We start from the raw sequence: 26,117 nt of genomic DNA, 5'->3' as shown, positions 1-26,117 counted from the left end.
AATAGATTATTTATTGATAATTTATGAGTTGAGCGAAAACCATGGCAAGTGTAGAAAGACCAAAAAGCACCAACATAAAGCGCCAAATGAACTTTGCCCAATCGCCCCAAGATAAGTTAACCACCCCTAAGCAGCCAATAAGGCTCGCAGAGGTTGGAATGATGATATTGGTAAGGCCGTCACCGAGTTGAAATGCAAGCACTGCCGTTTGCCTAGAAACGCCGATTAAGTCAGCCAAAGGCGCCATGATTGGCATGGTTATAGCCGCTTGCCCTGAGCCTGAAGAAACAAAAAAGTTGAATACAGACTGGAAGACATACATTGACCAGGCAGCTATAACATCGGGTATATCTGATATCACACTGGCACAATGATATAGCAAGGTGTTAAGCATAGACGGCGAATTTAATTCACTGCCACCTAGTAATAAAACCAGCCCTTTTGCTAATCCAACCAACATAGCAGCCGGTAACAATGCGGCACTACCATGTTTAAATGCGTCGACTGACTCAGATATGGTTTGACGTTTACCAAGCTTAGCAGTGACGGTTACTATTAAGCCTAAAACAAAGAATTGTGCAGCAAGCTCAGGAATGTAATAACCTTTTGCAGTAACGCCATAAATCACCCATATAATTACAGCTAAAAACGCAATGAGCAGTACTTTATCGACCGCGTCGAGTTGAGTATGTGACTGTGGTGTTGAGCAGTCCACACTTTTACGAGAATGCTTGGCGTAGCGCATGGTAAACACCATGCCAACCACAATAAAAATAGCGGTTAATGCAACACGAAGCTCTGCACCTGAGAACACCTCAAGCCCAGCAATGCTTTGTGCGATGGCAATACTAAATGGATTCATCGGTGAGGTGGCAAAGCCAATTTGTGTGGCAACATAGGTGACTAATACGGTTACATACGCGTTATATCCTAGCTTTTGCATAATAGGATAGAGCACAATACAAAACGCAATGGCTTCTTCCCCCATCCCAAAAATGGCCCCACCTAGGCTAAAGGCAACAAATAAACTGGGGATAAATAACCAATCAATTTTCTGTGTGTTATTTATTAGTGACATCACGCCATTATCGATTGCTTTGGTTTGCATAAGCACGCCAAACGCCCCGCCAGTGATTAAAATGAATGCGATAACGCCGATAGCCGCGCCATTTTTATCACCACTGACTAGCCCTTCAAATAAGACGTTAAAGAAGCCGGGAGTCCCACCTTCGCCAAACAATGCCATCGGGGCAGGTGATGCAATTTGACTAAACTGCGACAGCATGACCGTATTTGTTTGCTCTGGCGTATTAAAAAAACCGGGGAGTACAAAAAAAGAGGCCAGATAACACAGCACGACCATCATCATTAAGATGACGAAGGCATCTGGCATTTTATATTTTTGATGCATGTTAATTTAGAATGGGGTTGCCCCCATTCCTCCATTAGAACTTAGCTGATAAGCCAATTTGATAAGTCGTACCAAACGCATCATGGTTAATTGAATCAAAGCCACGCTTTGAACCAAATACTGCTGGTGGTGCTTTATCAAATAAATTTTTAATACTGGCTCTAATAAACAGATTGTCACTCAACTCTAGACCCGCATTGAGATCCATAACAGTCCAGCTATCTACTGTGTGTTGCTGTTGTGCATCGAGTAAGCCTAGTTCTTCAAGCTCATCAATTTCACGGCCTTTTAAACCTTCAATATCATCAAGGTAACTGTCAGTATAGTTGGCAGACAAAGAGATGTAGTAGCTATCAGTGTCTAATGTGACTGACAGGCGTCCGACATTTTCAGGGTATCTAAATGTGCCGACAAGAGATTCAATTTGATCTGAGCCTGGCTTATTGCGGTCATATTCAAGATAGTGCGTTGCATCAAGTGCCAGTTTTAAATCGGCAAAACCCAGTTCGAATCTGTGATCGAACTTAATATCTAACCCGCGAATATCCTGAGTGCCAGTATTTTCAAGTTGGATTACATGATCACGATATAGTTGCAGTGATTGCGAACGAGGGTCAAACTCTGAGATATAAGCACCTAATATTTCTGATAAGTTCGCGCCAGATTCATCAATTTTAAGCCCTGCATTATCGGTGACACTACAAACATCTTCGCCATATGATATGCCCATTTGATTTTGCGGTACGATGCCACAATGGCGAAGTGAGGCGTCAGAAATGGCGCGATCTAACACTGCAGTCATGTTGGTATCAATGACTTCTTTGTAATCAAACTGCCAATAATCGATCATCAATGTGGTCTGCCTAGAAGGACTCCATGCAAAGCCAATTGAAAGTGAATCAGACTCTTCGGCGTTTAAGTTTTCATTACCTAACTCTAAGCTGTTTACGCTGACAAGTGTGCCGTCGCCTTCACAATATAGGTCTGCAATTGCTTGGTTTGCACCGCAATCAAAAGATGAAGTAGTAGTACGAAGCTTAACACCTGCTTGTGTTAAAGAGGGGGCTCTAAAAGATGTTGCCCAACCCGCGCGAAGCAAGATAGTGTCAGTAGGTCTATAACTGATACTGACTTTTGGGTTAAACGTTGACCCAAAATCATCAAAATGATCATATCGACCTGCTAATTGCATCTCGACTTGCTCTGTGAGCGGAACATAAAGCTCGGCAAAAGCACCATATTGTGTACGCTCTGCTTCAGCTATGCTCGAGCCGTAGCCAAATACATCAACTAAATAGTCATTTTCAGCTTTTGCCACTGCATTTGCAGATGGAATATCGGAAAGCTCTTCCTTACGGGCTTCAAATCCAAATGAAGACTGCACATCAATATCACCGAGCGTGAATAACTCGCCCGAGAAAGTGAGGTCGATACCATAGACTCTACTTTTGCCTTCGCGTGTTGGCATAGCTTGTGTGAGTGCAAGAATTGCATCATTGTTTGCATCATCAACTAAAAATGGATTGTAGAAATCAAGCAACTGGCCGCTGTTACAGGTAACGCCATTATCGCTTAGTGCACCAATCGAACCATCAGAGCAGAGTTCGCCTGCCAATGCTGCATGGAATTGGTAACGGTTATACACGCCCTTAATTGCTTGTTGCTCTGAGCGAGACTCAGAGATCAGCACACCTGATTGCCAGTCCCACTCTCCAAGTTGACCTTCAAGGCTAGACACTAGGCGGAAGTTTTTAGATTCTACCTCAATGGTTCTTGGGTCGTTAAAACGTGCATCAAACTGGAAGCCCCATTGTTCTTGGCCTAAATAGGTATCGAATGGGTCGATATACAAAGCATCTAAGAGGGCGTTATTACCTTGGGCATCATCAAATATAAATAACGCATCCTCTTTCACCCAAGGGCCATCAGCGTCATCTAGTTGATTAATGGCTGCTGGCGTTGAGTACGCGGTTGATTTAGTGGTGCTGTAAAAAAACTCACTGTTCCAAATAAGATCATTAAATGCTTTATTAACCATAAAGCCGGCTGATAGGCTTTCAAATGGCGCGCTTAACACGTCATCTTGATTACCATAATAGGCGCAAATTTCTTCACCAAATTCCGTTGTGACCAGCTCAGTTTTACAGCCCCGCGCGCCTATTTCATTACCATCTTGGCTGCTGTAATAATAGATATTGGGGGTGTTTTCGAGTTTAGGTAGGTAAGAGTAACTGTTAATCAAAGACGGGTTAGCTGTGTAATCACGATCTGAGGCATTAAACTGGTTTTTATCGAAGTAATCAGCAAATACGGTGACATTGCCACCTTCAATTTCGCTACCCCAGATCAGGTTAAGTTGTTTTTTGCTCTCATCACTGTCTTCAAAGCTATCTGAAAATGACATATCCAGCTCAGCACCGGTGAAGTCTTTTTTAAGAATGTAGTTGATAACGCCAGCAACCGCATCTGCGCCATAAATCGCAGAAGCCCCGGTCGCTAAAATTTCAACACGCTCAATGGCAGCCAGTGGAATGGCGTTCACATCGACAAAGTTTTGTGTACCTGCTGCAAAAGAGCTTGGTGCAATTCTTCGACCATTGATGAGCGTCAATGTAGCTGAAGGCCCCATACCACGGAGGCTGGCAGCTGCTTGACCTGCTGGGGTTGAAGTCGACGTACTGCCACTTTCGCTGGTTGTAAAGGTGCCCGCACCACCTTTGAGTTGTGGTAAATCTTGTAAAAGTTCAATGACAGAGGTTGCGCCAGAGCGACTAATGTCTTCTGAAGAGATAATGGTTATAGGTTGAGTACCTTCTAGGTCAACGCCTTTAATGCGAGAGCCTGTGACTTCAATACGTTCGACTTTTTCTAAACTTGCTTGTTCTGATTGTTGTGCATGAGTGTAGCCACTGTTCAGCAGCGCAGCAGCAACACCAAGAAATAACTTGTTGTACATGTTTCACCTAACTTTTGGTTAGCCGTCGATGCAATTTGGGTGAACAGGTAGGAGTCTTACCATCCTCACAAACACTTAACTGAATAATGAGAGCAGGTAAAAAACGTAACTATCCTGTAAATGGCATTAATCAGCATAGAGCTCGCAAGATGATCAAGGCCTTCGACAGCTAGAATTTATTTTTATGATTTTTTGAGGTGGGTTGCATACCAATAGACAACACCACGGTGTTGATACCGTGTGTCTACTCGTCGAACCACTCCGAAAGGTAGTGAGGTGAGTAGAAGTAGCAAACAAGCTTAAACGCTTTTTTATACATAGCTTCATCTCTTCATTTTTGACAATGCAAACTGGCCTGTGCTAGCTTGCTTCCTGCAATGTTCATAAAAGTTATATCACAGCTTTTTTTGTGATGACAAGTCTGATTTTTTAAATTTATGGAAAAGTCCGTATGAACTTTGCTCGTTTTCTGTCCAGTGTTAGTCTGGGCTATTTGTTACTTTTTAGCGCGTCTTCTTTAGCGCAAACCCTTTATCTTATTGGCGGTTCGCTTAAAACTTGCTCAAGTCAAAGTACTCAAAATTGTTCAGAAAAAGTCAATTTTGACAGTGCCGCTAAGCGCCAACAATTATTTTTAGTTCATGACCTGACACTCAATGCAGTGAATGAAAAATGGCCAACTCATAACACACAACATAAACATCGAACTAGAAAGCTACTTAATGCAATTAAATCGAAGAAGTTGTATTCAAAATCAGCGCTGATAGCTGCAATTAAGCAACAAGATAGCTACTTGTATAAGCGTTGGAGTAATGAAGAATATTACTTTGTTTTTGATATGTTAGAAGTGCCTGTTTTGCATGAACAAAGCAGAGCGAAAGAGCAGGTATTAACGCAATTTAATAATGAACCCGCCAGCACTGAAATTTTAAATGACATTGTAAAAACGCTAAAACAGCAAAATAATGCAAAATTACTCTTGAGTACCGCATCTTCTCGTGATCCCTACGAGTCAGCTGATTTCTATCAGGGGCTATTTAGCGCTTATGACATAGAGGCAACCTGGTTTGCATTGACTCCAGCCTTAGCCAAAGCAATTAGTAATAACGATTGTGACAACCTAGATATTTACCGAAACAAGCTGAATAACGTGTTTAATCGTGAATTGGTTTATCCCGACTTAACCTCGCGAGAGCGGGCTTTGTGTGAAAAGGGTATCGACAACCTCACTCAAGAAATTAAAAACGCTGGTGGCATGATGTTTAATGGCGGTGATCAGTCTCTTACAAAACAGGTTATGGTTGATACACAAACAGGCAAGGCGTTTCCTTGGTTGAAGGTGATACAAAATCGCCCAGTTTTGATCGGTACCAGCGCAGGCACGGCTGTCCAGTCTGGTGGCAAGAACACCTATGGACAAGTGCCCATGATAACGAATGGCACAAGCTTAAGCGCGCTTGAGTCGGGAGCATTTGCAAAAGCGCCACCTAAGCAGAACTGTCAGCAACATGGCGGATGTGACGCTTTACCCCATGATGCGTTGACGTATGACAGTCGAGGTGGGTTAGGCAGCTTTCACTTTGGTATTCTAGATACGCATTTTAGTGAAAGAGGGCGTACACCAAGGCTAGCGGTATTATTAGCTGAAACAGGTCAAAAGTGGGGTTTTGGGGTGGATGAAACCACAGCACTTAAAGTTGAAACAGCAGTAAATAAATTTTCTGTGCTCGGCAAGCAAGGGATAGTGTTACTTGAGAAGCTTTCGCATCACTCTTTCTTTTATAATTTTTACCCGACCGGAAGTGAGTTCATATTAAAGCAAAATATGGATGTTTTTTCAGAGAGGAAAGTAAAGGAGCGAGTTGGACATTCAGAAGATTTGATCTATGACGGTTTAATAAGAGAAAGGCTAAGAGCGTTTTGTGCAGATGACATAACAAGCCTAATTAACAAAGAGCAGGGCATTAAGAGTAAGGAGCTGATATTCAGAAAGCTTGAGCAAACTAGTTGTGAATTATTGGACCATAGGATGAAGATCGAAAACTTGTTGATGGAAATAGATTTATTATCCAGAGCAAAGGTTAATTAACTAAAATGGGTGATCAAAAACACTAAGAGAGCTTATATGGACTGGTTTCGTTGGTCGCATCTAGTAATTTATCAAAGGTTTTAAGATCACCCAGAAGTTGTTTTTTGACGCTTCGCCATGCTGGCTGCTTATGTCCAAAGCGGTCTTTCCAGACAAATAGTTCTTCATCTGTTGGCGTGTATATCGAAGTACCTAGCTTCGAAAAGTTATGCTGGCAAGTCAGTTCAATATCGAGAATAGTGTTAAGGTGATCTTCAAAGGTCGCTTTTGCAGAGTCAAATACAACATTTCGTAATTTTGCAGGAAGGCTTTTTAGCCAGTGTTGACTAATAGCAGTAACCCATGCATCAGGTACACTTTCAATTTTCGAAATATGCTTTAAATTTTGCCGAAGTGAACTTGGTCCTGCATGTAGTCCGATAATGCTTGGGTCCAATGCATCTATAAGTCCAAGTCTTGCCATTCTTGCCACATTACCCCATGGTACTTCGATAATATTGGCTTTCGTCATTGCATAGAAATGATTGAGTACCTTAGAAGCTGGTACCCTAAGTGTTGTTTCGTTGAGATCATCGGGCAAAATAATACTTTTGTTAGAACGTTTTACTGTTGAGAGAGTTCTTGGGCCAACTATATGATGAAGTAAAACTTGAAACTTACCCTGTGCTTGAATTGGCTTTAGAACAAGCTCTTTCCAGCTTTTAGAACTTGTAAGGTTTAAGTACTTTTGATTGTTTCCTGCCCAAAATGGAATGTTCAGAATGTCTAAAAGAGGTAAAGCGCGAGATAAGTTCGAGACAGAGATGAGTGCAGCGTCTACGCGTTTATGAGCAACTGCAGCCATTAATTCAGTTCCGGTACCTAGCTGGCCATTATCAAAAACCGAGACAAATATTTTCCCCTCAGATAGCGTTTCAATATGAAATTTTAGGATTTGATGCAAATGTGGAATAGTAGAGTAGGAACTAGTTTTATAAGGTGATGCGAAATTAAGGGTGTAAATAGCCTTTTTTTGTTTTTCTATTTCTTCCATTAAATCCCATTCGATCGGAATAGATTCTGAAGAAAAACATGATAAAGGCGCACAACAACTGACAGCACTCAAGGTAAGTGCTTTTTTTTACGAAAGTTCTGCGATTCATACTCATGAACAGAGTATAGTTCATATTCAAAAAAGAGGTTCTCCTTCGAAGGGAAGGAGTGAAGTTATTGTATTAAGAAATTAAAGCTTGTTCACAATTTTTATGACTTTTATAATCCATTTCAATTCTTCCAATATTGCTCAATTTGATTGAGTTTTTAATCGATTTAAGAAGTGCTATGCAACTATCTGGAACCTTATCACAACTCATTGAAGCCTTGCGCTGTTTACCTGGCATAGGCCCAAAATCGGCTCAGCGTATTGCTTTTCACTTGCTTGAAAGAGACAGAGAAGGCGGCAGCCAGTTAGGCCAAAGCCTTACTAAAGCGATGCAAGTTATTGGGCATTGCCAAACTTGTCGCACGTTTTGTGAAGAGTCAGAGTGTTCGTTATGTCAAAATATCAAACGCCAAGATAGTCGCTTATTATGTGTGGTTGAATCACCAACAGATGTGCTTGCTATTGAGCAAACTGGTCAGTACACAGGCTTGTACTTTGTATTAATGGGTCATTTATCACCGTTAGACGGTATTGGGCCAAATGAGATTGGTTTAGATGTGCTAGAGCGTCGTTTATCAGAAGGTAATATTGATGAGGTTATTCTCGCTACTAACCCAACCGTAGAAGGTGAAGCAACAGCACATTTTATCTCTGAGCTGTGTCAAAAATACAATGTGCTTGCCTCACGTATTGCCCATGGTATGCCTGTAGGCGGTGAGCTTGACTTGGTCGATGGTATGACACTCATGCATGCGTTTTCTGGTCGAAAAGCCATTACATAATTGTTCAATTTATCGAGTTAAAGTTAAGCTTTGTTAATGCTTAATTTTAACTACTCACACTCTTTATATTGAAACACTTCTTCAAGTGGTAAAGAGAAGACCTCTGCAATTTTGAAAGCCACTTCTAAACTTGGCGAGTATTTGTTGGCTTCAATGGCCATCACGGTTTGACGTGTCACCCCAATGGCTTCAGCAAGTTGCTTTTGCGTCATCTCATTGTTTAAAAATCGCAATGTTCTAATCGAATTTGTAATAACGCGATCAGTCATATATTGCTCCTGTACGACCTTTAATGAGCTGTGCTGAATAGTTAACGACTTCAGCAAGTATAAAAGCGACAACCATAATATGTAGTGGTAGAAATGGAATTACCATTTTCTCAGCAAAGAAATCAGAAGCTTCTATTTGGTACTGAAAAATACCAATCACAAGACCAATTTGTAAGATCCAAGCAGAGTATTTGTAACCGATAAGATTGATTTGCTTTTCGCGCACATCCAAAGGTTGCTCAAGCTCTTTCTCACTGGCAAATTCAAGCAAGATATGACTGATGATCATCAAAATGATGCTATATACGACAATTTCACCAAGCACGCCCGATACCCAGCCGATATCAGCCAATTGTTCGCTGGTGGCTGAAAAAATTTTATTTAAATACAAGTACAAAATGTAGCCACTGATCATTAAATCCACCAGTAATGTAACTTCCCGAAAGCTACAACTGTCTAGCCACTCTTTAAATTTTTGCTGTCTAGTCATGTTTGTTCCTTTTTACTTTGGGTTAAATATTTTTGACATAAACAAAAGTACGTCAAAATAGCGGGTGGGTCAAAAATTTTTTACTTCAAGTTAGCTTTATTTGTCATTTTAAATGTAACGGTTTGTGTTTTTTGAACAAAAAAATACCTGCAGAAGCAGGTATTCGTTTTTAATTTCATAAGGTTATTGCTATTTTAACTCTTCTGCTACTTCAGCCACCTTCTGTCTAAGCCAAATATGGCTCGCATCGCGGTGAAGAAGAGGGCTCCAAATCATATCCAACTCAAAAGGAGGAATAGGGAACGGCGGCTCCAAAATAGCTAACTGAGGATCATCTTTATAAATATTAGCGGCTTTTGAAGGCAGTGTGGCAATTAGATTTTGCTCTTTCGCCAGGTGAATAGCTACATGATAGTTACGGGTGAAGGTGGCAATGTTTCTGTGTTTACCAAAGTGCGCAAGCGCTTCATCAACCCAACCCAGTTTTTGCACATCTTCAGGGTCCATACCCACACCGACACCAAAGCCAGTTTTACTTACCCAGATATGGCGTGCCTTTAAATATGCATCAAGATTAAACCTGTCAATAATTGGGTTATCAGATTTTATTAGACAGCAAAAACTGTCTTTCCAGATACGTTTATGGTGAAAAGATTGAGGTAGATTTTCAAAACGGTTGATGGCCATATCTACCTTACCATTTTCTACATCATGAAAGGTCACGTCACTGGGCGTTAATATATCTAATGTGGTATCAGGGGCTTCTTCATGTAACTTAGTTAATAGCTTTGGCGCAAGCGTACTTGCGGCGTAGTCACTGGCCATGATCCTAAACACACGCTTACTTTGACTTGCTTCAAATTCTCGATTTGGTGCAAGGGTTTCTTCAAGCGTCATTAAAATACCGCGAATAACGGGCTGTAACTCTAAGGCTCGCTCTGTAGGCACCATACCATCACTGGTTCGAACCAAAATAGGGTCATTGAATAAGTTACGCAGTCTCTTAAGGCCATTACTCATAGCCGGTTGGGTAATACTAAGCTGGTTTGCAGCTCGGGTGACATTGCATTCTCGTAGTAAAGTGTCGAGATATACTAATAAATTTAAATCTATTTTACTGATATTCACATTAATCTCTTTTGTTTCGCAATGTGGTTAAATCGCTGCTCTGGTGGGTAAGGGTAAATATGCTTACTCACTTTTTTGATAATATCGGCTTGTGCATTTTGCCAATACTCAACGGTTAATAATTCGGGATGAGTCTGCTCAAAAAATGATTTCAATTTGGGGTTAGTCATCACAAAAGTTAATAACTGCTCAGGGAATACATCTTGTGGTGCGACAGAATATAAATCTGCCCCAGAGTATAAGTCATCTAAACTAGGCTTAGGTAACGCTCTAAAATTCATTTCTGTTAAGTATTGAACTTCGTCGTAGTCGTAAAATATCACCCTGTGGTGTTTGCTAACACCAAAGTTTTTCAGCAACATATCTCCCGGGAAGATATTAGCCTGCAACATCTCTTTGATTGCTAGCCCATAATCGTCAATTACTTTAAAACTTTGTTCGTCCGAAGCTTGCTCAATAAACAGGTTGAGAGGATTCATTCGTCGTTCGATATATAAGTGTTTAATAACTAAATGATCATTTTCTAACTTGATACTGCCAGCAATGGTTGCTTGTAATTGTTTAAGCAATTCAGAGCAGAATCTATTTAACGGTAACACAACATCTGAGTATTCAATGGTATCAGCCATTCGACCAACTCGGTCGTGATTTTTGACCAGCTGGTATCTAGCCAATACCGTGTCACGACCAAAAGGCTTACTTTCAGAGAATTTATCTTTAATGATTTTAAAAACATACGGGAAGTTTGGTAGCGTAAACACCATCATCACCATACCCGGTGTACCTGGGGCAATCACAAACTTATCATTACTGTTATCTAGATGGTGTAAAAACTCACGATAAAACTCAGTTTTGCCTTGTTTATGAAAGCCTATGGCATTGTAGAGCTCTGCTGGAGTTTTATTCGGCATTAATTGATTTAAAAAATGCACCATAGCTGATGGGGTATTAGTTGAAACCAAAAAATAAGCCCGAGCAAAGCCAAAAATAACTCGCATCTGTGAAGAGTTGGTAAGTAAAGCATCAATACAAAGCTTGCCATCTTTGTTGTGTAACACAGAAATAATAAAGGGTTGAATGCCGCTCTGAGAGACTACGCGACCTATGATATATGCGCCTTTATTGCGATAAAATGGCGAGGGCAGCATATCAAAACGCATTTGATGGTGCTGGTGGTGCGTATCAGGTGCTTGTTGAATAAACGCCTTTACTAATAATCTAATATCTTGTTCTAAATTGGCAAATTCACACTGAAAGTCAAACTCATTGATAATCTGTTTGATGGTGGGTTTTAACCCTTTAACAACTGGAAAGTAACTTCGATATTCGGTTTCAACAGCAACAGCTGGTGCATCTTTTAAGGTAGTTTCGACAAAAATAAAATCATTATTAAAATACTGTCTATCGAATAAACGACAAAATACAGAGTTATAAAAGGTTTCGGCCAGTTCAGCTTGAGGATGAAAGGTTAATAGGTCTAGATAGTGCTGTTTTACTTGATACCAAAAAGATTCATCAAGCACATCGCAGTTTAATAATTCTTTTACGTCATTGATGGTTTCGTTGACTCGAGCATCATAATGATGGATACGTGCTTTGCTGATTTGTTGGATCTTCCCCCAGTCTTGCGTGGCAAAAGCGATAGGGGCTTGCCCTGTGATCTCTTGAAATAATTGATAGTGCTTAGCAAAGCCAGAAAGTATCAATTGGGCTAGACTGAAAGCGTGCATCATCATCCTCGATATTTAGGTAATTTGCCGCCAAAATAGGGCTAAAGTTACCAAAAACGCATTATCTTGCTAACACTATATAATGAAAATAGGGTGTTTGGCTATCCCACAATGGTCTAGAGATGATCATGATTTACTAGGTTAGTTATGAACCTTATTGATAGCGAGCCAGCTGCTTCTCTAATCTCGCTATTTGTTTATCAATGTCTTTTATATCTTTTATATAGAGTTTATTTATAGTTTTAAGCTGCGACTTAACATCTTTAATGGTTTGCTTCTTTTTGTCTTCATCCATAATACGGTTTAAGCGCGCTTGCTGATCCCTTGAATCTCTGTCTCTATTTCGGCTTAATATAGCTGCTTTTTGACGCTTGGCACGTATTTCACGCTTTAAATTACGAATAATCTGCTGCTTTTCAAGATTATTAAGAGTTTTAAAATGTTGTTCTGTAGGAACCTTAACTTTTGGATTGGAGTGGGTAAGTGTATGTACGGTTCCGTTGTTACCGCATGGATGTTGACTGAATATGGTACCTCTATCGGTCACGCATTTATAATAGCTAACAGATACCTTTTCTTCAGAAAATGACATAAAAGAAAAGAATATAAATACGATGGCAGATTTTTGTAGCATTGAGCACTCCCTCTGAATTTCTCCGTTACCTTAAACTAGGCTAATAGGAATATAGTAAATCTAAAGGGAGAATCAAGTTAGCGACCATTGTTATTATTAGTAAACTTTTGCAACTCTTTGATACTATGAATTAAAAAGGGTATATCAAGGTTCTGCTCTAAAATAAAACCCTCAGCACCAGACATCTGTTTGTAGCTACCATCAGGGTTCACTAAAGTAATTCTGTCCTTTTTGAAGGTGATTAGAACGCCTTTAGAGTAATTAACGCCTTCTTGCTGGTGTAATGTACTTAAGTTACGACCTAGCATGGTTGCATCTGCTAAAGCTGGGCAACTTAGTTGTTCTGCAATGAGTGAAAATGTAATGTCGTTGAGCTGTTTAAAACCATCACTATTTCCAATATTAATAGACTCAGATACAAAAGCTTGTGAGGTGACAATCAAGTCTTTGCTATTGTTTTCAGCTAGGGCAAACGCAATCACATCTTCGTTAGGTAAATCTTTAATTTCTTCAACGTAGGTGATATTTATAGCACGTTCACCTTTAATGTCTTTGTAGCCTAAGTGTTCAAAACCAGAAACACTGATCAAAGCATTTTTCTGTGACCAGGCAGGTAAGGCAGCTCTTAGCTCTTCGGAATTGTAGTAAGCTGGTAATCCGTAAATTAAGTTAAATACGGCATCTTGATGATTACTTGGCTGAATAACATGCTCAAGCACTTGAAGTGCAGGATTCTCATTTAAGTATTGGTCAAGTAAAGCTGTATTTTTGAAAACCAGTACCTGAACAGGTGATTGCTTTGCCACGCAATTCGGAACCGGAGATTTCAACTCAAAAAGCCCTTTTGAACCTTCTATTTGTAAATTTCTAGCTTGTTGGTATTTATCAATATCTAACAAATCATGACGAGCTAATAGCGTTTTAGCTGTTGTCGGATACGACAAAGGCAATACGTTATCTTGCTTGGTAATATCAAAATAGTTATTTGCATCTGCCCAAATATGAATGCTATGACTCAAAGCAAAGCATCCAACGAGAACACTCGTAGCATAGCGAACAAATTTAAAGTTTTTTAATCTATCAAGATGTCGCCATGCGTGATTGCTAGCAACAAGCTCTAGACCTAAAATAATAATAATCAATGATCCAGCAAGCACTGTGGTAAAAGCAGGTGAGCTTGTCAATGTGCTCCACAGTAGGGAGATTATTTCTGGTAAAGACTGAATATTGATGTGATAACCCAAGTTATAGTAAACAAAGGCATCTAAGCACAGTGTAGAAATACCAAGCGTCGCTATGGCAGCTGCCATACCCCGAATATGCCTTGGATAAGGAAATACAAGACTTAGTGGGAAAATAGTCAGTACAAAGGCACAAAATGTAATAAAGCTGGTGTGGCTCACCCAAGTTATCAGCATGTAAAACCAACCAAGAGGAGTACTAGGTTGGCTATCTGCAAATAAATAGCTAGTACTGATCAATAGCACCAAGCCAATATTAGCGAAAGTAAACCAGTGTCCCCAACTCAATAGTTGGCTGGCTTTCGAAGAAAACTGGTTGTCAGGGGTGAGATTCATTCAGTTATTTTACCGATTGCACGAGCGCTTTAGCGAAATTGTCGGCAACAGCTTGTCTTTTATTTTCCGGCACATGTTCTTTTAGAATATGCGTGATAGAATTTCCTAAACACATTAGACTTAAATCAACAGGTGCCTGTTGTTGAGTTAACACATCGATAAGCTGGTCGACAATTTGTTCTACTTGTTTGTTGGAATATTTAGATTGGATAGGCATCAGTTGGTTCAAAATCAATAAATAATAATTTTTTATTTTAACACCAGAGGCGCGAAAAACAAAGATGAGCATTGAGGTGAATAAACTGGTTGTCCATTATGTCGACAAACAGGACGAAGATACCCAAATCCATTTACGCAATGATGAGATGTCGATTAACGACAGAGTGAATGTATTTATTGAACAATTACATCATGCTTACACCAGTAAACCTGGTAAGGGATACTGTGCGTTTAGCCCAGATAAAAATAGCCAAGTCGCATCGGCGATGCAGAGTTATCGCAATAATGAGCTCAATTTTTACAGTGTGACTGAGCAAGCTACACAGGTATTAAAAGAAGAGCTGAATAAATACGCCTTTAACGAAACAGGGTATTTGGTATTTTGCCACTACCAATATGTGGCAACAGAATATGTGCTAATCGCACTAATAAACATTAAAGAGCATTACTCGATTACTTCTGAGCTAGATTTATCTGCTTCGCGCCATTTAGATATTTCTCGCATGCAACTAGCAGCAAGAATTGATTTATCAGCTTGGGATACGCAGCCTGAAGACGCGCGTTACATCTCGTTCATTAAAGGACGAGCAGGGCGAAAAGTGGCTGACTTTTTCTTGGACTTTTTAGGCTGTGAAGAAGGCATTGATGCTAAACAACAATCGAATGTGATGTTGGCGGCTGTAGAAGATTATTTGAGTGAACAGCAATTTAATAAAGAAGAAAAAGACAACCTAAGAAAAGAAGTCTTTGATTATTGTAATGACTGTATCACAACAGGTGAAGATGCCAACATAACTGACTTATCTGAAACACTGTCAAAATCTTCAGAGACCCAGTTTGAGGATTTTTATAAAGATCAAAGTTATGATTTAGCAGAATCTTTCCCGGTTGATAAGAAAACTTTAACGACTATGGTGAAGTTTTCAGGCCTTGGTGGTGGGGTAAGTGTGGGTTTTGAACGCAAACATTTGGGTGAACGAGTTTTATATGATGCTCAAAATGACACGCTTACAATTAAAGGTATTCCGCCGAATCTAAAAGAGCAGCTACAACGCTTTTATGAAGAAAACGATTAGCAGTAAATTTTGATAATTCTAAAAAAAGAGCCTTGGCTCTTTTTTTATTGGCTTACTCTAAGGTAAAGTCTTGGCTATATTTATAAAAGTTCTCCATTGCGTTTGGTCATTATGAAAATAAAGTCGTTTGTTTATGCAGATATTAATTGCCCGTTTTGTTTTGTATTACATGAGCGGTTAAAAAAACTCGACTTAAGTCATCAGATTGAATGGCGGTTAATAGAGCATGCACCTTCAGCGAATACACAAGAATTAAAATTTGTTGAAATTCTTAAAACTGAGTTTAAGTCAGTTTTGCAAAAAGCCCCTGACATAGAAATTCACAACCCCAAATTTATGGTAAATACAGCTGTTGTTAATGAAATTCTTAACGCAGTGAGTTTGAGTTTTTCTGATAAAGCTTTTGAGTTTAGAGATGCACTGTACAGAGCATTATGGATAGAAGGTCAGGACGTCTCAGATCCAACAGTTTTGGATGCTTTATTAACAAAATATGGCGTTGAAGAATTTGAGTTTAGTGAGAGTAATCAACAGCTTTTAAGTCAATGGCAGTCTGAATGGGAGAGCGGTGGCTTTGAACGCAAAGTACCAGTCATGGTTAACCAATCAGGGTTTTCAGTGACTGGCGTACAGAGCGAAGAAACGATTCTATCTTTTGTTGAAAATCAAGAAGTCCTGCAAGTCGATCCATTTTCAGCCTGTAATTTAAAATATAATGAAAAAGTGCTTTTGCTCGGAAACTCTTTATCAGCGCAATTTATCTCAGGTCACCTGGCGCATGCGGATTATGCAGTGTCTAAGTTGGCGAGTCATGAAGCGCTTTTATCTTGCTCATTACAGCAGAATGTTTCATTGATACTGGTAGAATTCGATTTAGATCCCGAGTTTGATTTCTGTAAGCAATTTAAAAATAAAGCGCATAACAACACACCAGTCATTTATTTTAGTCATAATATTAACGATGAAAATGAAGCTAAGGGTTTTGCGGCTGGTATTTCAGATATTTTGAGTCTGAGCCGACAAAAAGATAGTTTGTTGGGCCGTTTGGCAATGCATGTACGTAATAAACATCAGTTAGATATCATTAGTGGCTATGCAACACATGATGCGTTAACAGGGTTTTACAATCGCCGTGAAATTGAACGTGTTTTACAACGGAGCTGGCAAACAGCTTGTCGCTATAATACTGAGCTAACGATATTTTTAATTGATGTAGATGACCTAAAGAAATACAACCTAAAATATGGTTATGCGGCAGGCGACGAGGCACTTATGAGCATCTCTAATGTCCTAGCGGCAGGGCGAAGTGAAGATATCATAGGGCGCTTTTCTGGTGAAGAATTTGTGATGATCTTACACAATACGCCAGAAAAAGAATTACTGAAAATAGCAAAGCGCATACAAAATAATATTTTATCTCGCAAAATCTGTTACAACAAAGATGATGGTAATGACTTTGTGACTGTCTCTATCGGCATTGCGACGACTTTAGCGACAAATACTTATAATTACACTGATTTACTTGCGTTGGCTGATACAGCCTTAAATGAAACAAAAACGCTTGGCCGAAACCAAGCGATAAAGTTAAGATTAGCTTAATTTGTAAGTGAATACTTACATATAAGATGAAGAAATAAACTCAGCGATTTGCCCAGCTAGATTATCAGCTATCTTATCCATGGCTTTATTTTTAGCCATACTTTGATAAGAAGAAGCCGCTTTTACTTTGCTGTTGAAATGCGCTCTTTCTTCCCCATTCTCAACGATAGAGACAAAGGTCTGTGCAACGCTGTAATGGGTGCTGTCTTGGTTGATGTTTTGCCAATCAGTTCTGATCTTGATGGTAAAATCCGGTTTAAATGTCGAAACTTTTAACCCCTGATCTGTAAGCGCCTTAGCCAGGTGATCTCTTAAGTTTGATTCTTTCTCAGAAGTTACCTCAAGATTAAAGCTTAAATCAGCAATCACTTCTTCAGCTTGCTTGGCTTTATAAAAGACAGACTCACTTAAGATCACTTGCTGGCTTTGCAGCATAGATAAAAATTCATTCTTTTGAATTCTTTCAGCTAAAAGCTTCTTAACTCTCAATGCCGATTTTAAACGTTGTGTTTTTGTCGGCTGGGTTAAACTCACACCAGCAATTTGACTATCAATACCCGAAATTTCGAGTTCAGTTTGCATAATTGCATTGGTTTTATTGAACTCAGCCAGTGCATAAATGGTATTGCCTTGTTGAAACTCTTCACTAATACGTAGCCCTTGTAGCTTTAGGTCAGGCACTTGGGAGCGAATTAATTCGTTAAGTTTAAATTTACTACTGCCATTACTGGCTTGTTGCACAATACGAGTATCGGCAGTGATCACGACATTGAGTTGTTTTGCCAATGCAACACGGGCTGATTCAATCGCAGTGTTTTTAGCTTGCTGTAAATCGCCATAATTCTGCGCCTGACCAACGCCGTATACCACATTCGGTGCACTTGGAGTTTGTGTGATCCAAGCAGGGGTCACAGGCTCAGTTCTAGAAGAGGTAGACTGACAACCCGATAACATCAGCAAAGATAAGCACGCAGCTATAGGGGCTTTAGAAACCAAAGCGCGAACGTTTTTGATGTTTTTGAATTTTCTTCTGGCCATTCCATACCTCACGGTTGCTTGTCATATCGATTAATCTTAGGTCTACTTGGTAAAACGTCACTCTTTGTCCATCTTGTTCGTCAACAAATGAGTTGATACTCCCTGAGAGGGCATAATCTGCGCCTAGCTCTTGTCCCATTTCATTTTGCGTCTCGATAGAGGCATTAAGTTCTTGGTCTTTACGTTCTTCACGGATCTCATTTCGAATACTGCTGTTCGCCACGAAATCAGCCTGACCCGTTCTTAGAATGGCACGTTTTAAATCATTTAAAAAAGTATCAACTGCAATATGCTGATGAGATTTGTTACGAACACTTTGAATGATAATGGCAGGCTTGCTGCTGTGGTACTTCAAGTGATCGCTAACCCATGGAAAGGTGAGCATATCATTGACCATAGCTTCGGCGACGAGTTGCGAATCCTTAGCATTCCAATTGTCAGATAGAGCAATCTCTTGATTGCTGTCTACGCGTTCAATCTTTGTACTTTGGCAACCTGAAAGTAATAAAGTGCCTGAAAGTAAAAGACCAGAGTAGGTTAAAAAGTTTTTTGTTCTCTGCATTGTGTTTTCCATTTATAGAGCATTAACCGTGGGTGCTGCGTTTAAAAAAGTACGCGTATGCCAAACAGTCATTGAACCTTGTACGTCTATGTTAGCCGATTGTTGTATCACTCGTCCCGAGTTTAGGGTGGTTTTTATTGTTAAATTTTGTAGCCCAGGCTCGAGGGAAAGTTGAGCTAGCCTGATTTGTGCTGGGAGTGATTGCCATTGCCTGGTGTCAGCCGATGCGGTAATTGCATTTACGGCGGTTGAAGCAATTTTCACAAAGCTTCCTAATAAGTTGTTCTGATCCGCGCCCGCTACTTGCATCGCTTTGCGAGCGGTTAAGGCTTTGACGATTTCGCGCGTAAATGCGATACGGATTTCAGACTGTGCATCAATCAAGGCCTTTTGTAAGGCTAATTGACTTATTGAATGAAATTGCTCAAGGTCAGCTAGTTTTTTATTGCCTTGCCAAATTTCAGTCTTACGGATCGGTAATTTGGGCGGGGCTAAATAACTTACTGAGATCCTGCCGCCGTATTCAAGGGCATCGATTAACCCGATATCTTCGGCTTCATCCCATAAAGAGCCTAAAGGAATACGCTTAGTCATGGTCCCTAACAATACATCGCTTACATCACCGAGAATGTAATTTTGCATCAGGTCAAATAAGCTAGTGTCTGCATAAAGCATCTGAAACCAAAGTCGCTGCTCACGCTTTTCTTGTTCTGAGCCAATAAAAATAGGGTACATCACCAAGGCTTTAGATCGCGCTTCGGCCCTTAACATAAAGTTTAATTGTTTTTTTTCTGGTGCAATCCCTAGGTTTTGGATAATCGTAACTTGTGCACCATCGGGCATTTCAAGAGAGCTATGTTTACCTAGCAAGGTTTGCAGCTCTGAGCGATATCCACCTGCCAATTTCATCGTTCGCGCAAGGTTTTGTAATGCAAGTTTTTCGGTGGTATCGGTTAACCCGTATTGCTTGGTGAAGCCATTTTCATAAGCGTGAGCGGCCCTCTGGTACTGTAATCTAGCCGCATCTAAATCGTTATTTTGCTCATTTAGTAGCCCACTGAATAAATGAATGAAAGCATCATCTTTATATTCAATATTTTCTAAAAGCGCTTCAGGTGCAGCGATTGGTTTTAAAATGTCGTAAATGATATCGGTAAGAGAGCCTTCATCTTCTTGTTCGGATCTTTTGTAGCCACCCGTTTCAGACTTTAAATTTTCCATGTATACATCAAGCTGCCGCATTTCAACTTGGCCCGAATCTAAATAGCTTTTTCGCATGCTCGGGTTAAGTTGAGCGAGTGAATTAAAGTTCAACGCTTTCAGATAATGTATCAGGGGTAAATAATAGTTTTTGCCTTCATAGGTGGCAAAACTAGGCCCACTTAACATTGCTAGGGCTTGTTCAGATACACTAATCGTGTAAAACGACTCGATGTGTGATTTAGCTTTCTCAAGATGCTGATTACTTTGTAAGTAGTCTTTCTCTAGATGAAGAATCGTCGCAAGCTCTAATTCGTGTAAAAGCCTATCTCGACCCACCGCAGAATAGTTTTGTTTTATAGTCTGCTTTGCTTGGGTAAATTGCCCTTGTTCTATTTGCAAGATGGCACTTTTGTTTGCGTGAATGGTATTGCAGCCCGATAAAAACATAAGAGTCAGGCAGCAAACAAAAAGTTGTTTTAATGGGGAAAAATGAAATACCTTCAAAGACACATCCTTTGCACTGAAAATAAATAAAGAATATAGTAACTTATAATCAAGTAAGTTAAAGAAAAATAGTAATATTTGAAAGTGTAAAATTGTTAAAAGGTGTTTTTACACTTTATTACTGTTTAGCTTGATTAACTTTGCTACAGTAACTCTAACATTGCTTAAGGCTATAAAGGAAAACAAGATGAAAGTTAAACCACTAATTGCATCAGTGTTCATGGCAGGTATGCTATCAGCGTGTAGTTCAACGTCAGACAGCACGGCTTCTAGTTCTCGTGTAAATGTACCCGATTGGGTTTTAAACCCTGTTGTGGAGAATGGTATTGCAGCTGCTGATTGTATCAAATACTCAGGTAATATCTCGATAGATCAAAAAATGGCAGTTGCTAATGCGCGTTTGGCATTGGCGCAACAAATTGAGACACGTATTGAAGGTTTAGATAAAACTTTTGCTAACCGTGTTGATGCAAATGATAAAACAACTGTGGGCTCAACTTTTAGTTCTGTCTCTAAGCAGTTAACTAAACAAACTTTACGAGGCTCTCGCGTAGTTAAAGCAGATATTGTTGATATTGCTGGCAAAGATTATTTTTGTGCATTAACAACTTTATCTCCAGAGCTGACAAAAACACTGTTTCAAGACCTAGTGAAAGAAACAAAGCTTAAAATTGATCCACAAGATGAGCAGTTTTTATATCAGGAATTCAAAGCGTTTAAAGCAGAACAAGATTTAGAAAAGGAAATTGCTAGATTAACAAACTAAAGCAATTCTAAGCGCATCATTCGATGCGCTTTTTTTGTCATTGAGGACAAGTAAATGAAACGTCAATTAATGCTATTAGCAGCATCCCCTATTTTAGCACTGCAGGTGCAAGCTACGCCTTCTACTCTTTATACTGAACTCGATAAAGCCATGCAGTCCTGGCAGGCAGAGCAAAAGCCCTCGCAAGAAAAAAACTTATCTGAATTCGAGGCGTTTAAACAGCAGCACTTGAAAGATTTTAACCGCTATGTTGAAACGCAAATGGCGGAGTATGATAAGTTCAGAGATCAGCTTTTAAAGTCTTGGGGTGATGCGCAAGTCACAAACCAAAATCAGTTTGTGAGTTATTCTGAGGATGATTCAGCCAGATTGAATGTTGATTTTGAGAATAATACGCTCACTTTGAGTGTTAAGCATAAGGCTGGGATGGCACCTAAAAAACACGAAGTAGAGGCGTTATTTCAGCAATTTCTTCGCTCTGAACAAGCACTACTGAAAGAGTTTTATAACCATGAACCGTCATCTTTAGATGATCGAGACTTTAAACAATCAGACACCACAAAGATTGATAAAAAATCTCAAGCGAAGGCATTGAAGAAGGCTTTACAAGAGATAAAGAAACAAACGCGTCTTCAACAACAAGCGCTTGATAAAAAGTACGACGATCAACTTGTAAACGAAAACGTCGATAAGCAATCGCTCAAGTCTTTAGAAAAAGATAAAGCAGCTTTAAAACAGTTAGAACAAAAGCGTATGCTTACTCTTAAAAAGAGTGTGCCTGAAATTATCTCCGAGGCACCAAAGAACACGCTTATTACTGAATTTGTAATCGCATTACCTAAAAGCAATCAGGTATCACAGCGTGCAGAGAAATACCTTGCGCCGATAAAAAAGCAAAGTGCACGATTTGAGTTACCTCCTGCAACGATATTGGCTGTGATGCATACCGAAAGTCATTTTAATCCGATGGCGAAGTCTCACATACCTGCTTTTGGTTTAATGCAAGTTGTGCCTACAAGCGCAGGTATTGATGTGAATAGATTCTTGTATGATATAGACGCGCCTATGTCAGCACCATATTTATACGTTTCTGATAATAATATAGAAGCGGGCTCGGCTTACTTGCATTTACTAGATAAACGTTACTTAAAACATATCTCAGATCCTTTAAGTAGAAAGTACTGCATGATTGCAGCTTACAATACTGGTGCCGGGAATGTAGCAAGGGCTTTTAATAGTGATGGCTCTAGAAGTATTCGCAATGCCAGCAAAGTCATTAACTCTATGTCTCCTGAGCGTGTTTTAGAAGTATTGAGCGCAAATTTACCTTATGACGAAACTAGAAAGTATATTCATAAGGTGCTTGAGAAAGAGAAGCTATACGCAGTAGATAATACCAATCCTCAATAATACTTAATCATTTTGAGGGACTAAAACTGACGTTAGCTTCGTTGAAAATTTCTTATTTAGAACAACTAAATGGCAAAATTTTCGCCTTGCTACCGACAAGTTTTACTTGCCTCAAAATAGATCACTTAATTAAGAGGATTGGTATAAACTCTAGTTTTTTACAAAAAACAAAAAAGGCTGCATTTGCAGCCTTTTTTAGTCAGTAGTGATACTTAATCAACTTGAGCAGGAGAGGCCATGTCGGCACTTGCTCTCGCCGTTGGTGCTTTAGAGCCCGCAGACATACCTGAGTTATGAGTAGGTGTACGTTGCTCTAAAGGCATAGCTGATGGCATTTCAAATGCTTCAATGTCATCACTGCTTTGTGCTTTTGTCATTGGCGCTGATGCATTGGCATGGAAACGAACGCGAGGTAGCGCTGACAAAGCGGTAGCCGCTTTAGGTGTTTCAACAGCTTCTTCCTCAGGCGCTTCTGCGATTTCAACAACTTCCTCTGCTTTAGGCGCTTCAACTACTTCAACAGTTTCTTCTGCTTTAGGTGTTTCAACTACTTCAACAGTTTCTTCTGCTTTAGGCGCTTCAGCGACTTCAACAGTTTCTTCTGCTTTAGGTGCTTCAACAACTTCAACAGTTTCTTCTGCTTTAGGTGCTTCAGCGACTTCAACAGTTTCTTCTGCTTTAGGTACTTCAGCGACTTCAACAGCTTCTTCTGCTTTAGGTACTTCAGCCACTTCAACAGTGTCTTCTGCTTTTGGTACTTCAGCCACTTCAACAGTGTCTTCTGCTTGAGGCGCTTCGGCTACTGCAACAGTTTCTTCTGCTTGAGGCATTTCAGCTACTTCAACAACTTCTTCTGTTACCTGCTTAGCTTTAAGCTCTGCTTCGTATTCTGCTGCAGCTTGGTCTGCAACAGGAATGAATGCAGGCTCTTGCTCTTTCTCAGAAAATTCAGGCTTTCTTCTACGCTGACCAGCTGCACGAAGGTGACGAGGAGAGCGACGTGAACGCGTTCTTGGTGCCTCTTCGTTTGTTTCATCAACATCTGCACTTACTTCTGCAACCGAAGGTTTTTCTTCTACCTGAGTATCTGAAACAGGCTTAGATTTTTCAGCCGGTGCTTTTTTAGCTTTCGGCTTTGGTTTCTCAGCAGCTTGTTCAACATTACTCTCAGTTTGAGAATCAATTTTCTCTACTTTAACAGTTTGAGTCGGTTGTTCAGAAGATACTTCTGCGATTTCAACTTGAGTTGTTGCCTGAGCTGCTTCTTGATCTGCAACACGTACTTTCTTACGAAGATTGCGACGTTGTCTTCTCGGTTTTACGCGAGTTTCATTGTTAGCTTGCTCTTCGTTCTCAGTTTGTTGTTTTGCTTCAACTTCTTTGTTTGAGCGGTTGTCCGGACGACGACGAGTATTTTGACGACGACGCTTATTACGGTTTTCTTGACCGTCTTGCTTATCGTTTTGCTCTTTGTTTTCAGTGTTATCCTGAACATCATCGCGTTTTTTGTTGTTACGACGCTTTTGTTGATTGCGGCGGCGGTTGTCATTGTGTCGACGAGGCTTACGCTCTTGCGTTTTGGTTTCTGCTTCTTTCTTCTCAGGCTCTTCTTCAGATGAGAAAAGACCTTTCAGCCAGTTACCTAAACGGGCAAACAAACCTTCAGATTTAGCTGTTTCAACTTTTGCTGCAACTGGTGTAGGTTGAGGGGCAGGTGCTGGCGCTGATGGCATTACGACACCTTTAAGCACAGGCTCTTCTTTAGGCGTTGTATTAACTGCAACTTCAATTACTTCAGGCTCAGGCGTTACAATCTGGTCATAACTTGCTGCTTCAGATGTTTCATCTTTGCGTAAACGCACAACATCATAGTGAGGAGTCTCTAAATGTTGGTTTGGAATGATGAAAACATTACAGTTATGGCGTTTCTCAATGCGATGAACTGACTTACGCTTTTCGTTAAGAAGATATGCTGCTACTGCAACAGGTACTTGGGCGTTAACTTGCGCAGTGTTGTCTTTAATCGCTTCTTCTTCAATTAAACGTAGAATAGATAGAGCGATAGACTCATTTGAGCGAATAGTGCCTTGACCACTACAACGTGGACACGAATGCTGGCTCGCTTCGCCTAATGAAGGACGAAGACGTTGACGAGACATTTCTAACAAGCCAAAGCGAGAAATCTTACCAATTTGAACGCGGGCTCGGTCAGGACGAACAGCATCTTTTAGACGGTTTTCAACTTCACGTTGGTGACGCGGTGGAGTCATATCGATGAAATCGATAACAATTAGGCCACCTAAATCACGTAAGCGTAATTGACGTGCAATCTCATCAGCCGCTTCAAGGTTAGTATTTAAAGCAGTTTCTTCAATGTCGCCGCCTTTGGTCGCCTTTGATGAGTTGATGTCGATTGACGTTAATGCTTCTGTTGGATCAATGACAATTGAACCACCTGAAGGTAAGCGTACTTCACGTTGGAAAGCAGATTCAATTTGGCTTTCGATCTGGTAATGCGTAAATAACGGTACGTCATTTTGATAAAGTTTAACTCGGTTGATGAAGTCAGGGCGGAAGCGCTCGATATGTGCCTTCGCTTCTTCAAAAACGCGGGCTTTATCAATTAGAATTTCACCAATATCACGGCGTAAATAATCACGAATAGCACGGAAGATAACATTACTTTCTTGGTGAATTAAAAATGGTGCTTTACCGCTATCAGCCGCTTGTTGGATGGCATCCCAATGTACTAGCAGTGCTCTAAGATCGTACTCTAATTCTTCGAATGATTTACCAACACCCGCAGTACGAACAATCAGTCCCATGCCTTTTGGTAAATCTAAACGGCTTAATGCTTCTTTTAGCTCAATACGCTCATCGCCTTCAATACGGCGAGAAATACCACCCGCACGAGGATTGTTTGGCATTAGAACTAAGTAGCTACCTGCAACACTGATGAAAGTTGTTAAAGCTGCGCCTTTTTGGCCGCGTTCTTCTTTATCAACCTGTACGATAACTTCTTGGCCTTCTTTAATCACATCTTTGATGTTTGGACGGCCGTTGAATGTGTAACCTTCAGGGAAGTAAGTTTTAGCGATTTCTTTTAGAGGAAGGAAACCGTGTCTCTCAGCACCGTAATCAACAAATGCAGCTTCTAGAGATGGTTCGATTCGAGTGATTTTACCTTTGTAAATATTGGCTTTTTTCTGTTCGTGGCCAGGACTTTCGATATCTAAGTCATATAATTTCTGACCGTCAACCAGTGCGACGCGCATTTCTTCTTGCTGCGTAGCATTGATCAGCATACGTTTCATATTGTTAACTCTACTTTCAAATTAAGTCGAGTCTGATGTGCAAAGCGTGGACCTGACGAGTGCCCCATATTTAATGATGCAGTCTCACGACTGGGGTCAATGGAATGTTCTTACAACTTATTTTTTAAGCACACGGTGACGGTTATCACTACCAGTTTATTCGCACGGTAAGGGCGCTTCTTAGTGAATAAGTTTTATCTCGTTTTTGGCTTTTACTTA

General features: G+C 40.1%; 20 protein-coding genes. 6 read left to right on the top strand and 14 right to left on the bottom strand.

Annotated elements, in window-relative coordinates; genetic code table 11:
- Positions 1–10: 10 nt before the first annotated feature.
- Together yfcC and ACH784_RS11330 are read right to left on the bottom strand one after the other, a co-directional pair.
- A complete protein-coding gene (gene yfcC, locus ACH784_RS11335) occupies positions 11–1,411 on the bottom strand; it encodes a putative basic amino acid antiporter YfcC (RefSeq protein WP_404390259.1) in 1,401 nt (466 codons plus the stop codon).
- Between the two features lie 34 nt (positions 1,412–1,445).
- Entirely contained in the window at positions 1,446–4,367 is a 2,922-nt protein-coding gene (locus ACH784_RS11330) for a TonB-dependent receptor domain-containing protein (protein WP_404390257.1), read from the bottom strand.
- A 451-nt stretch (positions 4,368–4,818) separates the two neighbouring features.
- On the opposite strand from ACH784_RS11330, the gene ACH784_RS11325 reads away from it, so the two are divergent.
- Positions 4,819–6,456 carry a cyanophycinase gene (locus tag ACH784_RS11325; protein ID WP_404390255.1) on the top strand — a complete coding sequence of 546 codons (1,638 nt, stop codon included), beginning with the start codon at positions 4,819–4,821 and terminating at the stop codon, positions 6,454–6,456.
- Positions 6,457–6,478: 22 nt separating this feature from the next.
- Here ACH784_RS11325 and ACH784_RS11320 read toward each other — a convergent pair whose 3' ends face one another.
- Positions 6,479–7,489 carry a TRAP transporter substrate-binding protein gene (locus ACH784_RS11320; protein ID WP_404390253.1) on the bottom strand — a complete coding sequence of 337 codons (1,011 nt, stop codon included), beginning with the start codon at positions 7,487–7,489 and terminating at the stop codon, positions 6,479–6,481.
- 287 nt (positions 7,490–7,776) lie between these two features.
- Between ACH784_RS11320 and recR the strand changes: the two genes are divergently transcribed.
- Positions 7,777–8,379 carry a recombination mediator RecR gene (gene recR / locus ACH784_RS11315; protein ID WP_404390251.1) on the top strand — a complete coding sequence of 201 codons (603 nt, stop codon included), beginning with the start codon at positions 7,777–7,779 and terminating at the stop codon, positions 8,377–8,379.
- A gap of 50 nt (positions 8,380–8,429) precedes the next feature.
- On the opposite strand, the gene ACH784_RS11310 is transcribed toward recR, so the two are convergent.
- From ACH784_RS11310 to ACH784_RS11280, 7 genes are all read right to left on the bottom strand, one after another.
- On the bottom strand, positions 8,430–8,648 hold the full coding sequence (locus tag ACH784_RS11310; protein ID WP_404390249.1) for a helix-turn-helix transcriptional regulator: 219 nt from the start codon (positions 8,646–8,648) through the stop codon (positions 8,430–8,432).
- On the bottom strand, positions 8,641–9,138 hold the full coding sequence (locus tag ACH784_RS11305) for a hypothetical protein (RefSeq protein ID WP_404390247.1): 498 nt from the start codon (positions 9,136–9,138) through the stop codon (positions 8,641–8,643). Before ACH784_RS11305 ends, ACH784_RS11310 begins: the two co-directional genes overlap by 8 nt.
- Before the next feature lie 189 nt (positions 9,139–9,327).
- Complete coding sequence (locus ACH784_RS11300) at positions 9,328–10,266, bottom strand: LysR substrate-binding domain-containing protein (RefSeq protein WP_404390245.1); 939 nt, start codon at positions 10,264–10,266, stop codon at positions 9,328–9,330.
- On the bottom strand, positions 10,263–11,996 hold the full coding sequence (aceK, locus tag ACH784_RS11295) for a bifunctional isocitrate dehydrogenase kinase/phosphatase (RefSeq protein ID WP_404395247.1): 1,734 nt from the start codon (positions 11,994–11,996) through the stop codon (positions 10,263–10,265). Before aceK ends, ACH784_RS11300 begins: the two co-directional genes overlap by 4 nt.
- 154 nt (positions 11,997–12,150) lie before the next feature.
- Complete coding sequence (locus ACH784_RS11290) at positions 12,151–12,630, bottom strand: DUF4124 domain-containing protein (RefSeq protein ID WP_404390243.1); 480 nt, start codon at positions 12,628–12,630, stop codon at positions 12,151–12,153.
- Positions 12,631–12,707: 77 nt separating this feature from the next.
- Positions 12,708–14,207, bottom strand: a complete 1,500-nt coding sequence (locus ACH784_RS11285) for a DUF3413 domain-containing protein (RefSeq protein ID WP_404390241.1) — start codon at positions 14,205–14,207, stop codon at positions 12,708–12,710.
- A gap of 4 nt (positions 14,208–14,211) precedes the next feature.
- On the bottom strand, positions 14,212–14,424 hold the full coding sequence (locus ACH784_RS11280; protein ID WP_138482174.1) for a DUF1414 domain-containing protein: 213 nt from the start codon (positions 14,422–14,424) through the stop codon (positions 14,212–14,214).
- 64 nt (positions 14,425–14,488) lie between these two features.
- Between ACH784_RS11280 and yejK the strand changes: the two genes are divergently transcribed.
- A complete protein-coding gene (gene yejK / locus ACH784_RS11275; RefSeq protein WP_404390239.1) occupies positions 14,489–15,502 on the top strand; it encodes a nucleoid-associated protein YejK in 1,014 nt (337 codons plus the stop codon).
- A 111-nt stretch (positions 15,503–15,613) separates the two neighbouring features.
- Entirely contained in the window at positions 15,614–17,101 is a 1,488-nt protein-coding gene (locus tag ACH784_RS11270; RefSeq protein WP_404390237.1) for a diguanylate cyclase, read from the top strand.
- 15 nt (positions 17,102–17,116) lie between these two features.
- Here the strand turns inward: ACH784_RS11270 and ACH784_RS11265 are convergent, their stop codons facing one another.
- From ACH784_RS11265 to ACH784_RS11255, 3 genes are read right to left on the bottom strand one after another with little or no spacing between them, the layout of a single operon-like run.
- Entirely contained in the window at positions 17,117–18,139 is a 1,023-nt protein-coding gene (locus ACH784_RS11265; protein WP_404390235.1) for a hypothetical protein, read from the bottom strand.
- Positions 18,087–18,701 carry a penicillin-binding protein activator LpoB gene (locus ACH784_RS11260; protein WP_404390233.1) on the bottom strand — a complete coding sequence of 205 codons (615 nt, stop codon included), beginning with the start codon at positions 18,699–18,701 and terminating at the stop codon, positions 18,087–18,089. The genes ACH784_RS11265 and ACH784_RS11260 overlap by 53 nt, the downstream gene beginning before the upstream one ends.
- A gap of 12 nt (positions 18,702–18,713) precedes the next feature.
- Entirely contained in the window at positions 18,714–20,303 is a 1,590-nt protein-coding gene (locus tag ACH784_RS11255) for a hypothetical protein (RefSeq protein ID WP_404390231.1), read from the bottom strand.
- 292 nt (positions 20,304–20,595) lie between these two features.
- Here ACH784_RS11255 and ACH784_RS11250 point away from each other — a divergent pair, with 292 nt between their 5' ends.
- Positions 20,596–21,174: an LPP20 family lipoprotein gene (locus ACH784_RS11250; protein ID WP_404390229.1), complete on the top strand. Its 579-nt coding sequence runs from the start codon at positions 20,596–20,598 to the stop codon at positions 21,172–21,174.
- Positions 21,175–21,228: 54 nt separating this feature from the next.
- On the top strand, positions 21,229–22,584 hold the full coding sequence (locus ACH784_RS11245; RefSeq protein WP_404390227.1) for a transglycosylase SLT domain-containing protein: 1,356 nt from the start codon (positions 21,229–21,231) through the stop codon (positions 22,582–22,584).
- A 212-nt stretch (positions 22,585–22,796) separates the two neighbouring features.
- Here the strand turns inward: ACH784_RS11245 and rne are convergent, their stop codons facing one another.
- Positions 22,797–25,898 (bottom strand): ribonuclease E, encoded by a 3,102-nt coding sequence (rne, locus tag ACH784_RS11240; RefSeq protein ID WP_404390225.1) that lies wholly within the window; start codon positions 25,896–25,898, stop codon positions 22,797–22,799.
- Between the last annotated feature and the right edge of the window lie 219 nt (positions 25,899–26,117).

It is taken from the genome of Pseudoalteromonas phenolica, from assembly GCF_044788725.1.
Taxonomy (GTDB): Bacteria; Pseudomonadota; Gammaproteobacteria; order Enterobacterales; family Alteromonadaceae; genus Pseudoalteromonas; species Pseudoalteromonas phenolica_C.
The sequence above is the reverse complement of the archived record's forward strand: the minus strand, read 5'-3'. Positions and strand labels throughout refer to the sequence as shown.